Raw genomic sequence first — 12,037 nt, 5'->3', positions numbered from 1 at the left:
CTAGCGAATCCGGGTGGCCGACCCAAGTGCGGGGCCACCGGGACAGACGGGGGCACGCCACCCGCGACCACCTGCGTATTTACATTCGCAATACTTGCCTTTGCCAAGTTTTTGCGCTGCCGGAGCCCCAGTTGTTTGCCTGCAGCAACCAAACACCCGTATGGTTGCCCCAAGCAACGAATACGGGAGGTGTGATGGCCGAGCAGGCGCAGTTCGAAGAGCTGGCGCGTCAGCTCAGTGCCGTCGGCGCCGTGAAACGGGACATGGGGCGGATCCTGCCACCCGACTGCCCGGCCGGCTCGGCCGCCGTGCTGACCCTGCTCGGGCGCCACGGCGACATGCGCATGAGCAAGCTCGCGGAGCTGCTCGCCGTGGACATGTCGGTGACCAGCCGGCATGTCGCGCACGTGGCGGACCGCGGCTGGATCGAACGGTCCCCGGACCCCGCCGACAAGCGCTCGCGCATCCTGCGCCTGACGCCCGAGGGGATCCGGCAGCTCGACGAGCTGTCCCGGCGGACCTCGCAGCTGCTCGCCGAGCGGCTGGGCGACTGGACCGACGACGAGGTCGGCCAGCTGATCGGGCTGATGTCCCGCCTGCGCGCGTCCTTCGGCGACTGCCGCTCCGCCCCGGTCCGGCAGGCCGCGGTGCCCGCCCCCGCATTCGAAGAGACCACCCGTACACCCGCAAGCACGTAAGAAAAGGAAGCCCATGGCAACGACCACACCAGCCGGTGTGCGGGCTCACGCCAAGCACGGGGGAGGCTCCCACGGCGACGCCCCGATGACCCACCGGCAGATCATGGAGGCCCTGTCCGGGCTGCTGCTCGGCATGTTCGTGGCGATCCTGTCGTCCACGATCGTCTCCAACGCCCTGCCGCACATCATCGGGGACCTGGGCGGCGGCCAGTCCGCCTACACCTGGGTGGTCACGGCCGCCCTGCTGTCGATGACCGCGGCCACTCCCCTGTGGGGCAAGCTCGCCGACCTGTACAGCAAGAAGGCTCTCGTCCAGATAGCCCTGATCATCTACGTCGTCGCCTCGATGGCGGCCGGCCTGTCGCAGAACCCGGGCATGCTGATCACCTTCCGGGTGTTCCAGGGCATCGGCGTCGGCGGTCTGTCCGCCCTGGCGCAGATCGTCATGGCCGCGATGATCTCCCCGCGCGAGCGCGGCCGTTACTCCGGCTACCTGGGCGCCACGTTCGCCGTCGCCACCGTCGGCGGCCCGCTGCTCGGCGGTGTCATCACCGACACCTCCTGGCTGGGCTGGCGCTGGTGCTTCTACGTCGGTGTCCCCTTCGCCATCATCGCGCTGATCGTGCTGCAGAAGACCCTGCACCTGCCCGTGGTCAAGCGGGAGGTCAAGGTCGACTGGGGCGGCGCGACCCTCATATCCGCCGCCGTCTCCCTGCTGCTGGTCTGGGTCACCTTCGCCGGTGACAAGTACGACTGGGTGTCGTGGCAGACGTACGCGATGGTCGGCGGCTCGATCGTCCTCGGCCTGCTCTTCGTGCTCGTCGAGTCCAAGGCGAGCGAGCCGATCATCCCGCTGCGCCTGTTCAGGAACCGCACGATCACGCTCGCGTCGCTCGCCTCGCTGTTCGTCGGTGTCGCGATGTTCTCCGGCACCGTCTTCTTCAGCCAGTACTTCCAGCTGGCCCGCGACAAGTCCCCGACCATGTCGGGCGTCATGACCATCCCGATGATCGGCGGTCTGTTCGTCTCCTCGACCGTCTCGGGTCAGTTCATCACCCGCACCGGCCGCTGGAAGGCGTGGCTGGTCAGCGGTGGCGTCCTGGTGACGGCCGGCCTGCTGCTGCTCGGCGGCATCCGGTACGACACCGACTACTGGAAGATGGCCATCTACATGGCCCTGCTGGGTCTCGGCATCGGCATGATGATGCAGAACCTGGTGCTCGCCACGCAGAACCAGGTGGCGCCCTCCGACCTCGGCTCGGCCAGCTCCACGGTCACGTTCTTCCGCTCCCTCGGCGGTGCGGTCGGCGTCTCCGCGCTCGGCGCCGTGATGTCCCACAAGATCACCGACTACGTCGAGGACGGCGTCTCCACCCTCAGCCCCAAGTACCAGGCCGCCCTGGCCGGGGGCTCCGGCTCCACCGACAGCATCCCGGACATGGACAAGCTGCCGGCCCCGATCCGGACGCTTCTGGAGAGCGCCTACGGCCACGGCATCGCCGACGTCTTCTTCATCGCCGGCTGCCTCGCCGCCCTCGCCTTCCTGATCACGCTGTTCATCAAGGAGGTCCCGCTGAAGACCAAGGGCGCGCTCGCGCAGAGCGCCGAGGGTGAGGCCCCCGTGACCGATCCGGCCGCCGCTCCCGCCGTCGCCGAGGCGCAGGCCCCGGCCGCCGAGCCGGTCCCGGCCGCGGTCGCCGCCGCCCCGCTGTCCGAGGGCACGACGTCCGGCGGCACGGCCACGGCGACCCTGCCGGTGACGGCCGTCGCCACGGCCGCCGAGCCCGGCACCGGTGGCGGCACCCCGGTGCACGGCTTCGTCCGAGGCGCCGAGAGCGCCCCGGTCCCGCAGGCCGCGGTCACCCTGATCTCGCTGTCCGGCCGCCAGCTGGGCCGCTCGGTCGCCCAGGCCGACGGCTCCTACGCGCTGGCCGCCCCGGGCACCGGGTCGTACGTCCTGATCGCGTCCGCCGACGGCTACCAGCCGCAGGCCTCCACCGTCGTGGTGGGCGAGGAGCCGCTGTCCTACGACATCCTGCTCAGCGGCACCAGCGGGCTGACCGGTGTGGTGCGGGCCGTGGGCAGCGCGCTGCCGGTCAAGGACGCGATGGTGATCGTCACCGACGTGCGCGGTGACCTGCTGGCCACCGCCGCCACCGGGGAGCAGGGCGAGTTCGCCTTCACCGAGCTGGTGCCCGGCGTGGTGACCGTCGCGGTCAACGCGAGCGGCTTCCGGCCGCGGGCGCTGCCGGTCGAGGTCGGCGCCACCGGGGTCACCCGGATCGAGGTCGACCTGGACGCCGGTGCCCGGCTGCAGGGTGTCGTGCGGGCCCCGCACGGTGCGCTGGCCGACGCCCGGGTGACGCTGGTCGACCAGGCCGGCAACGTGGTCGGCACGGCCACCACCGGCTCGGACGGGGCGTACGCCTTCACCGACCTGGACAGCGGCGAGTACACCGTCATCGCGACGGGCTACCCGCCGGTGGCGACGGCCCTGACCGTCTCCGGCGCCGGAGCCGACGGCCACGACATCACGCTCGCCCACCCCGGCGAGTAGCTCGACCCACGGCCCGTGGCGCGCGCCGCTCCCACAGGTGCGGCGCGCCCCACGGGCCGGTTCCATACGACCATTTTGTAAGGCTTTCCAGGGAGAAAACGGGATGGGACTGACCGCGAAGATCCGTACGCGGGACGGATGGGCCGTTTCGCACGCGGTCGTCACGGTGACCGACATGACCGGTACGCAGGTGCTGCGCGCCGAGACGGACGCCGAGGGGGCCGTACGGGATGCCACGGAGCTGACGCCCGGGGCGTACACCGTGATCGTGACGGCCGTCGGGTACGCGCCCGCCGCGTCCAGCGCGATCGTCACCGCGAGCGGCCGGGCCGAGGTCGGCACGGTCACGCTGGCCCGGCAGGGCGGCACCGAACTGCCGCCGCCCGGCCCCTGGACCATCGACCCGGTGCACTCCTCCGTCGCCGCGGTCGCCCAGCACCTGGGGATCTCCAGCGTGCACGGCCGGTTCACGGAGTTCGGCGGGACGATCGAGATCGCGCCGGACGACGTCGCCAAGTCCCGTGTGGAAGCGGTCATCCGGGCCGCCTCCATCGACACGGGCAACGGCATGCGCGACACGCACCTGAAGTCCGGTGACTTCCTGGACGTCGAGCGGCACCCGGAGATCACCTACCGCTCGACGGGTCTGGTCCAGGCCGGTCCGGACCGCTGGACGGTCCACGGCGAGCTGGCGATGCACGGAGTGGTACGGCCGGTCGATCTGGACCTGGCCTACCTCGGCAGCGGCGCCGACCCGTGGGGCGGCACCCGGGCCGCGTTCCGGGCCACCGCGGAACTGCACCGCGAGGACTTCGCGATGAACTACAACCAGGTCCTCCAGGCGGGCATCGCCGCCGTCGGCACGACCCTGAAGGTGGAGCTGGACATCCAGGCGGTCCAGGGCGACGCGCTGCCCGCCGTCTAGTCCTCGACGGATCCGACGATGCGGCGGGCCAGGTCGCGGAGCTTGATGTTCTCCCGCTGGGAGGCACGGACCAGGCTCGCGAAGGCCGCCGCCGCATCGATGTCGAGGCGCTCCATCAGGACGCCCGTGGCCTGTCCGATCAGGTCCCGGGTGCGCATGGCCTCCGTCAACTGCTCGCGTACGGTCACCGAGTTCAGGGCGAGGCTCACATGCGCGGTGAACAGCCGGCCGAGCCGGGCGGCCTGTTCGTCGAAGGCGTGCGGCGCGCGGGCGTAGGCCGTCAGCACGGTCAGCCGGCGTTTGTCGGCCCGCAGCCGCATGGACAGCACCGAGCGCAGCTCCGGCCGCGCACCGTCCTCGCCGTCGCTGTCGGTCACGCGCACCACCGGTGACGTCCACAGCCGCTGCCAGTGCGGCCGGTCCGCGGTCTCGGCCTCGCGCACGATGTCGTCGGTCCAGGCTACCGTGCGCGGCGAGTCACCGCCCTCGATCTCGAAGACGCCGGCGTGCTCGGCGCCGGGCAGCAGATGCACCGCCAGCCGGACGGCCGCGTCCAGGGTGGCGTCCAAGGTCGTCGACTCGTGCAGTTCACGCGCCGCTGCCGTGAGCGCTTCGGCCAGCTCGAAGCCGACCGGGAACCCGGTCACATCGGAAAATTCGGACGTATCCACCACGAACCTCTCGGATGGCACGACCGTATGGCCGTGCACAGGAGAGCTCCGCAGCACATTCCCGACTGCGAGCACAGGACATCAGCACTTTAGCTGCTCTATTGCGGTGAAGTGACCTTCGGCTGAGCCATGACCGGCAGACGGCACCAACGGCGATCCCGCGGGCGCGGACACGGGTGAGCCCGCGCCCGGCGGGGTGACGCCGAACGCACGGCGTCGACCCTAGGCTGCGTTCATGGCACCGAACATCGCGACCAACACCCGTGTATCGCTGGACGAGCTGCTGGAGTTCGTACGCCCCCGGCACCGTGCCCTGCTGATCACCCGGCGCGCCGACGGCAGCCCGCAGGCCTCCCCGCTGACCTGTGGCGTGGACGACTCCGGCCGCATCGTGGTCTCCACCTACCCCGAGCGCGCCAAGACCCGTAACGCCAAGCGGGACCACCGGGTCGGCCTCGTCGTCCTGAGCGACGAGTGGAACGGACCCTGGGTGCAGATCGACGGCTCGGCCGAGGTCCTCGACATCCCGGACTCCGTGGAACCGCTCGTGGAGTACTACCGCAACATCGCCGGCGAGCACCCCGACTGGGACGAGTACCGGCGGGCCATGACCGAGCAGGGAAAGTCGATCATCCGCGTGACCCCGGAACGCTGGGGCCCGGTGGCCACGGGCGGCTTCCCGGCCCACCTGGCGCCGGGCCGGTAACCGGGCGGAGGGCCGGTAGCCGGGCGGAGGGCCCGTAGCCGGGCGCCGGGCCGATAGCCGGGCGGGCGGGCGGCGGCCCGGGACCGGCGGCTCGCGGTCGGCCGGGGCGGGATCGCCTCGCTCCGGCGGCCGTCGGTCAGCCGCGGGCGACCATCGCCTCGATGCCGGCGATCAGCAGGTCCAGGGCGAAGGTGAAGTCCCGCTCCAGCATCTCCGCGACGGTGTCCCCGCCGCGGGCCGCCATGAGCTCCTTGGACTCCGCCATGACCTCGGCGGCCCCCGGATCCTCCGACGCCAGCGTCATGGCCTGCTCGAAGTACTCGTCCGGGCTCAGCCCGGTGCTCTCGATCCGTGCCGAGAAGTGGCCCTCGATCGTGCCGTAGCCGTACACGAACTGGAAGACGGCCGCGATCGCCCCCATCACCCCGTGCGCGGGCAGCCCCGCCCGGCGGACCACTCGCTGGACCACACGGGAGAAGGCGAGCGAGTTCGGGCCGATGTTGAGGTACCGCCCGGCCAGCGGCGACAGCCAGGGGTGGCGCACCAGCAGCGCCCGGTAGTCGGTGGCCAGCGCCCGCAGCTGCTCCCGCCAGTCCTCCCGCGCGTCGCCCGGATCCGGCAGCCCCAGCTCGCCGAAGGCCGCGTCGAGGGCGAGTTCGAGCAGGTCGTCCTTGGTGTCGACGTACCAGTACAGGGACATCGCGGTGACGTTCAGTTCACCGGCCAGCCGCCGCATGGAGAACTTCTCGAGCCCCTCGGCGTCCAGCAGCCGCACGGACACCTCGGTGATCCGCTCCCGGTCTAGCCCGGAGGGCTGCCCCGCGCGCCCGCCGCGGCGGCCCTTGCCCTCCAGCCACACGCTGCTGCGCGCCGACCGACCCGCCGTCTCCGTCATCGGCGCACCTTCCTCGAATTCCGCCCACTGATCAAGATGCCAGGACCGCCGCGATCCGGCGAGCACGGCTCCGGGTCACCGCGCGGCCGCCTCCACGAGGACGGCACGGCCCCGGCCCGCCCGCGGTCGCACGCATACCCATACCCCCCGGACCGCTAAGCGACCACCCGCTCCGCCCGGCGCAGCAGTCCCGCCGCCAGCAGCCCGCCGGCCAGCACGGCGACCGCCCCCACCAGCTGTCCGGCGCCGAGCCCGGCGGACAGCGTCCGCCCCGAGGCCACGGACGAGCTGAGCACGGCGCCGAGCACGGCCACACCGAGCCCGTTGCCGAACTCGGCCAACGTACCGTTGATCCCCGCGCCCACCCCGGCCCGCTCCGGGGGGATCGCGCTCATGACGGCGTGCGCCATGGCCGGGTTGGCGACCGCGCATCCCACACCGATCAGCACCAGCCCCAGCAGCGTGCCGGCGTATCCCTCGGTGTCGAGCCGGGCGAGGGACACCAGCCCCGCCGACATCACCACCATCCCGAGCGCTATCGACACCGGCGTGCCCAGACGCGCGGACCACTTCGCCGCGAGGCCCGTGAAGTTGAGCGCCACCACGGTCAACGCCAGCGGAGCGATCCGCAGGCCGGCCTCCAACGGCCCGTAGCCGAGGACGAACTGGAGGTGCTGGGTCAGCAGGAAGAGCGCCCCGCCCATGCCGAACGTGATGAGCACGGCCCCGGCGACCGCGCCGGTGAACCGCCGGTTGCGGAAGAAGTGCAGGTCGAGCATCGGCTCCTCGATCCGGCTCTCCCACCACGCGAAGGCTGCGAGCGCCACGAGCGCCACGGCCGCCGTGCCGAGCACGCGCCCCGAGGTCCAGCCGTGGTGCGGGCCGGAGATGATCGCGTACACGAGCGAGGCCATGCCGATCGTGGACAGCAGCGCGCCGAGCAGATCAGGGCGGTCGCCACGGGGAGCCTTGGACTCGGGCACCAGGGCCGCGACCGCGAGCAGGCCCAGCACCGCGACCGGGATGTTGATCAGGAAGATCGCGCCCCACCAGAAGTGGTCGAGCACGAAGCCCCCGATCAGCGGGCCGCCCGCGAAGCCCAGCGCGTTGACCGCACTCCAGATGCCGATCGCCTTCGGCTGTTCCTCGGGCGCGAAGATCTGCATGGCAACGGCCAGCGTGGTGGTCAGCAGCAGCGCGCCGCCTATGCCCATGCCGGCCCGGGCGGCTATCAACTGGCCGGTGCCGTCGGCGAGCCCCGCCGCGAGCGAACCGACGCCGAACAGCGCGAGCCCGGCCATCAGCATCTTCTTACGGCCGTAGCGGTCGGCGGAACTGCCCGCGGTGAGCAGCAGGCCGGACTGCACCAGGGAGTACGCGTTGATCATCCACTGGACGTCGGAGGTGGCCGCGTGCAGCTCGCGCGTCAGCGAGGGGATGGCCACGTTCAGGATCGTGTTGTCGAGCAGCACGGTGAGCTGGGCGAGGCAGATGACGCCGAGGATCAGCCAGCGTCGCGGATGACCGTGGGAGGAGGACATGCCGTACACCGTATAGCGATGGCTATACGGTGTACAACGCGGTTCTCGGCTCAGCGGCTCGCGCGCCAGAAGGCCGTGCGTCAGAAGGCCGCGCGCCAGAAGAGCGCGCGTCAGATGGTGAGCGGTGGAGAGGCGAGCGGCCCTCGTCTCTCCGGTACTCGTCGATCCGTCCGCACCCTCCCCGGCGCACGCCTTTCCGCGGCTCGCTCCTCAGCCGCTCGTCTTCCGTGTGAGGTCGTAGAAGGTGGCCGAACCGGCCGTCACCTCTTTGAAGTTGCTCTGGACCCATGAGCTGATCTGCGCGGACGTGCCGCTGTCCGCTCCGCCCATTCCGCCGCCCATACCACCGCCGGCGATGAAGTAGTGGATGCGTCCCGCCGCCACGTACTGCTTGAACCGCGCCAGTGTCGGAGACGGATCGGTGCCGTTGAAGCCGCCGACGGCCATCACCGGGTCGCCGGTGGCGAGCTGGTAGCCGGCCGCGTTCTGGGAGCCGACGGACGCGGCGACCCAGGTGTAGGCGGACGCGTTCTTCTCCAGCAGCTTCTCGGCCTCGGCGGACACGCTCGCGCCGTTCAGCAGGCCGCCGGCGCCACCGCCGCCGCCCCAACCGCCCTCACCCGCGCGTCCGCCGCCGGGGAAGCCCTTGCCGTTCTGCTGGTTGCGGGTGTTTCCGTTGCCGTTCTGCTGACCCGGCAGACCCCCGCCGAAGCCGCCGCCGCCCGGGAAGCCGTTGCCGTTCTGCTGTCCCTGCTGTCCCTGCTGTCCCTGCTGTCCCTGCTGTCCCTGCCGATTCTGCTGCCCCTGCTGGTTCTGGCCCTGGGTGCCTCCTCCGTTGCCGTTCTGCGGGCCCTGGCCGCCCGGCATGCCGCCGCCGAAGCCGCCGCGCATGCCGCCACTGGGACCGCCGCCCCGGCCGCCCATCACGCTCGCGCCCGCCGGACCGGCCGTGACGATCGAACCGGCATGGCCCTGCTGAAGCGTGCTCAGCGTGTACGCGGTCGGGCCGGCCAGCGCGGCCACGAGGCCCACCGCCGCCGCCCCGAGGGCAGCCCGCCGGGGCAGCCGGCCGGCGAAGATCAGGCCGAGCGCCGCCGCCAGACCGCCGACCAGGACCAGCCACCTCAGCCAGGGCAGGTAGTCGGGGGTGCGGTTGAGCAGGACGTAACCCCAGGCCGCCGCGGCGACCACGGCGGCGGCGACGGTGATCGCCGCCCACAGCTCGCGCCGCCTCTCCCACAGCGTCCCGGCGCCCATGCCGGTCACGGCGGCGAGGTAGGGGGCGAGGGCCACCGTGTAGTACTGGTGGAAGATGCCGGCCATATAGCTGAAGACGGCCATGGTGATCAGCAGCGAGCCGCCCCAGACCAGGAACGAGGCACGGGTGACGGACGTCCGCCCGAACTTGCGGGTGGCCACCAGACCCGCCACCAGCAGGATCAGCGCGGCCGGCAGCAGCCAGGAGATCTGGCCGCCGATCTCGGGGTTGAACATCCGGTCCCAGCCGGTCTCGCCCCACATCCCGGTGCCGCCACCGCCACGACCGGCGCCACCGCCGACGCTGCCGGTCTCGTCGCCGTTCAGGCGGCCGAACCCGTTGTAGCCGAAGGTCAGCTCCAGGAAGCTGTTGTTCTGCGATCCGCCGATGTACGGGCGGGAGGAAGCCGGCCACAGCTCCACGACCGCGACCCACCAGCCGCCCGAGACGACCAGCGCCAGCGTCGCCGCCGCCAGCTGCCCGAAGCGCTTCCTCAGCGGCACCGGAGCGCAGACCGCGTACACCAGCGCGAGCGGCGGCAGGATCAGGAACGCCTGGAGAGTCTTGGCGAGGAACGCGAAGCCGATCGCGACCCCGGCCCACACCAGCCACCTCGTACGCCCGTCCTCCACGGCCCGGACCACCAGGTGGCAGGCCACGGCCATCAGCAACGCGAGCATCGCGTCCGGGTTGTCGAACCGGAACATCAGCGCCGCGACCGGGGTGAGCGCGAGCACCCCGCCCGCGATCAGACCGGCCGCGGGGCTGAACCGGCGGCGCACACCTGCGTAGACGACGGCAACGGCCGCCACGCCCATCAGCACCTCGGGCGCCAGGATCGCCCACGAGTGGAGCCCGAAGATCCGCACCGACAGCTCCATCGGCCACAGCGAGGCCGGTGGCTTGTCGACGGTGATGGCGTTGCCCGCGTCCAGCGAGCCGAAGAAGAACGCCTTCCACGACGTGCTGCCCGCCTGCACGGCCGCCGAATAGAAGGAGTTGGCGTAACCGGAGGCGCTCAGGTTGTACAGGTAGAGCAGCAGGGTGGCGGCCAGCAGGCCGAGGAAGGCCGGGCGCACCCAGCGCGGGTCCTCGGCACGGCCGCGCCACGGTCTGCGCACGAACGGCAGCCGAGGCTCACCGGCCCCGGGGGCGGAGGGAGCGGCCGGAGCGGCGGTCGCCGCCGCGGTGACGGGGGCGGTGGCGGCCGGGGACGGGGGAGTGGCTTGCGAAGGGGCCTGGGGAGTGGCCTGCGGAGGGGCCTGGGGAGTGGCCTGGGGCGGGTCCCAGTCGGCCGCACCGCCGCCGCTGCCGCTCTGCTCGCCGGTGCCGCTCTGCTGTGCCGACGGGTCGTGCTGGGTGGTCATCGGGGGTCCCCCGGGTCGGTGTCGTGAGGGAGTACCGGCTGCAGGTGCAGGGTGACGTCCCTCCGGTCGCCGTCCGCGGCTTCACCGGCGCGGACCTGGGTGTTCGGGTACAGCCGCCGATACGGCCGCTGCTGAGGGTGCGGCTGTTGGTGTGGGTGGGCCTGCTCGGACGACGGCCGGTCCGGGAAGACCCAGGCGCGCAGGAGCAGGAACCGCAGGACCGTCGCCGCGAGGTTGGCGGCGATGAGCACCGCCAGCTCGGTGGAGTGCGCGGGGTGGTCGGTCGCCGCGCCGAGGGCGGCCAGGGAGCCGCTGGTCAGGGCGAGCCCGATACCGAAGACGACCAGGCCCTGTGCCTGGTGCCGGACGGCGCCACCCCGGCCGCGCACTCCGAAGGTGAGCCGACGGTTGGCGGCGGTGTTGGCCGTCGCGGAGACCAGCAGGGCGAGCGCGTTGGCCACCTGTGGGCCGGTGAACTGTCTGAAGAGGCCGTAGAGCAGCAGGTAGAAGAGGGTCGACAGGGCGCCGACCACACAGAAGCCGAGGAGCTGGCGGGCCAGCCCGCTGGGCACGCCGGCCAGTTCACGGTCGCGCGGATCGTCCCCGAAGGGCCGGGTCAGCCGGTCCAGTGGCAGCGAACCGGTGGCCAGTGCCCTGCCCACCCGCCACACGCCCCTGAGGTCGTCGGTGGCGGTCTTCACGATGTGCACGGCGGAGTCGGGGTCGTCGACCCAGTCCACCGGCACCTCGTGGATCCGCAGACCGGCCCGCTCGGCGAGCACCAGCATCTCGGTGTCGAAGAACCATCCGGTGTCCTCCACCAGTGGCAGCAGCTCCTGCGCCACCTCCCGCCGGATCGCCTTGAAGCCGCACTGGGCGTCCGAGAAGCGGGCCTGGAGGGAGCCGCGCAGGATCAGGTTGTAGGTCCGGCTGATGAACTCACGCTTGGGGCCGCGCACCACCCGGGAGCTACGGGTGAGCCGGGAGCCGATCGCGAGGTCCGAGTGACCGGAGATCAGCGGCGCCACCAGCGGCAGCAGGGCGTTGAGATCGGTGGACAGGTCGACGTCCATGTAGGCGAGGATCGGCGCCTCGGACGCGGACCACACGGCCCGCAGGGCGCGACCCCGGCCCTTCTGCTCCAGGCGGAGGCCGGTGACCTCGGGCAGCTCCGCCGCCAGCCGCGCCGCCACCAGCGGGGTGGCGTCCGTGGAGGCGTTGTCCGCGACGGTGATGCGGAACGCGTACGGGAACGTACGCGTGAGGTGCTCGTGCAGTCTGCGGACGCACGGCTGGAGGTCCTTCTCCTCGTTGTGGACCGGGATCACTACGTCCAGGACAGGCGTACCGGCATCGCCGGCCGGGAGGTGCTCCCGCGCCGGCAGGGTGCCGGGAGAAGAGTCGGTTGGCATGGCACCG

At 71.9% G+C, this 12,037-nt stretch carries 9 protein-coding genes; 4 read left to right on the top strand and 5 right to left on the bottom strand.

What is annotated here, in order from left to right:
• Nucleotides 1-194 precede the first annotated feature (194 nt).
• The 3 genes from ACGFT2_RS25485 (at nt 195) to ACGFT2_RS25475 (ending at nt 4,180) form a co-directional block, all read left to right on the top strand.
• A complete protein-coding gene (locus ACGFT2_RS25485; protein ID WP_393282067.1) occupies nt 195-698 on the top strand; it encodes a MarR family winged helix-turn-helix transcriptional regulator in 504 nt (167 codons plus the stop codon).
• 13 nt (nt 699-711) lie between these two features.
• Nucleotides 712-3,255: an MFS transporter gene (locus ACGFT2_RS25480; RefSeq protein ID WP_393282066.1), complete on the top strand. Its 2,544-nt coding sequence runs from the start codon at nt 712-714 to the stop codon at nt 3,253-3,255.
• A 103-nt stretch (nt 3,256-3,358) separates the two neighbouring features.
• The gene (locus ACGFT2_RS25475) at nt 3,359-4,180 is read left to right on the top strand and encodes a YceI family protein (RefSeq protein WP_393282065.1); all 822 of its coding nucleotides are present in this window, start codon (nt 3,359-3,361) and stop codon (nt 4,178-4,180) included.
• Here ACGFT2_RS25475 and ACGFT2_RS25470 read toward each other — a convergent pair.
• Nucleotides 4,177-4,827: a GAF and ANTAR domain-containing protein gene (locus ACGFT2_RS25470; RefSeq protein WP_393282064.1), complete on the bottom strand. Its 651-nt coding sequence runs from the start codon at nt 4,825-4,827 to the stop codon at nt 4,177-4,179. The genes ACGFT2_RS25475 and ACGFT2_RS25470 overlap by 4 nt on opposite strands.
• A gap of 259 nt (nt 4,828-5,086) precedes the next feature.
• Between ACGFT2_RS25470 and ACGFT2_RS25465 the strand changes: the two genes are divergently transcribed.
• A complete protein-coding gene (locus tag ACGFT2_RS25465) occupies nt 5,087-5,557 on the top strand; it encodes a PPOX class F420-dependent oxidoreductase (RefSeq protein ID WP_393282063.1) in 471 nt (156 codons plus the stop codon).
• 136 nt (nt 5,558-5,693) lie between these two features.
• Here the strand turns inward: ACGFT2_RS25465 and ACGFT2_RS25460 are convergent, their stop codons facing one another.
• The 4 genes from ACGFT2_RS25460 to ACGFT2_RS25445 form a co-directional block, all read right to left on the bottom strand.
• On the bottom strand, nt 5,694-6,452 hold the full coding sequence (locus ACGFT2_RS25460) for a TetR/AcrR family transcriptional regulator (RefSeq protein WP_393282061.1): 759 nt from the start codon (nt 6,450-6,452) through the stop codon (nt 5,694-5,696).
• A gap of 155 nt (nt 6,453-6,607) precedes the next feature.
• Entirely contained in the window at nt 6,608-7,993 is a 1,386-nt protein-coding gene (locus ACGFT2_RS25455) for an MFS transporter (RefSeq protein ID WP_393282060.1), read from the bottom strand.
• Nucleotides 7,994-8,203: 210 nt separating this feature from the next.
• Complete coding sequence (locus tag ACGFT2_RS25450; RefSeq protein WP_393282059.1) at nt 8,204-10,618, bottom strand: ArnT family glycosyltransferase; 2,415 nt, start codon at nt 10,616-10,618, stop codon at nt 8,204-8,206.
• Nucleotides 10,615-12,030: a glycosyltransferase gene (locus tag ACGFT2_RS25445; RefSeq protein WP_393282057.1), complete on the bottom strand. Its 1,416-nt coding sequence runs from the start codon at nt 12,028-12,030 to the stop codon at nt 10,615-10,617. The genes ACGFT2_RS25450 and ACGFT2_RS25445 overlap by 4 nt, the downstream gene beginning before the upstream one ends.
• Nucleotides 12,031-12,037 lie beyond the last annotated feature (7 nt).

The organism is Streptomyces sp. NPDC048514 (genome assembly GCF_043199955.1).
In the GTDB taxonomy this organism is placed as follows: Bacteria; Actinomycetota; Actinomycetes; order Streptomycetales; family Streptomycetaceae; genus Streptomyces.
Note: the sequence above shows the minus strand (reverse complement) of the source record. Positions and strands in the feature narration are given on the sequence as shown.

Bases quoted from the DNA above. Each gene is read 5' to 3' on its own strand.
- ACGFT2_RS25485 (WP_393282067.1), top strand. From the start codon at position 195: ATGGCCGAGCAGGCGCAGTTCGAAGAGCTGGCGCGTCAGCTCAGTGCC.
- ACGFT2_RS25480 (WP_393282066.1), top strand. From the start codon at position 712: ATGGCAACGACCACACCAGCCGGTGTGCGGGCTCACGCCAAGCACGGG.
- ACGFT2_RS25475 (WP_393282065.1), top strand. From the start codon at position 3,359: ATGGGACTGACCGCGAAGATCCGTACGCGGGACGGATGGGCCGTTTCG.
- ACGFT2_RS25465 (WP_393282063.1), top strand. From the start codon at position 5,087: ATGGCACCGAACATCGCGACCAACACCCGTGTATCGCTGGACGAGCTG.
- ACGFT2_RS25460 (WP_393282061.1), bottom strand. From the start codon at position 6,452: ATGACGGAGACGGCGGGTCGGTCGGCGCGCAGCAGCGTGTGGCTGGAG.
- ACGFT2_RS25455 (WP_393282060.1), bottom strand. From the start codon at position 7,993: ATGTCCTCCTCCCACGGTCATCCGCGACGCTGGCTGATCCTCGGCGTC.
- ACGFT2_RS25450 (WP_393282059.1), bottom strand. From the start codon at position 10,618: ATGACCACCCAGCACGACCCGTCGGCACAGCAGAGCGGCACCGGCGAG.
- ACGFT2_RS25445 (WP_393282057.1), bottom strand. From the start codon at position 12,030: ATGCCAACCGACTCTTCTCCCGGCACCCTGCCGGCGCGGGAGCACCTC.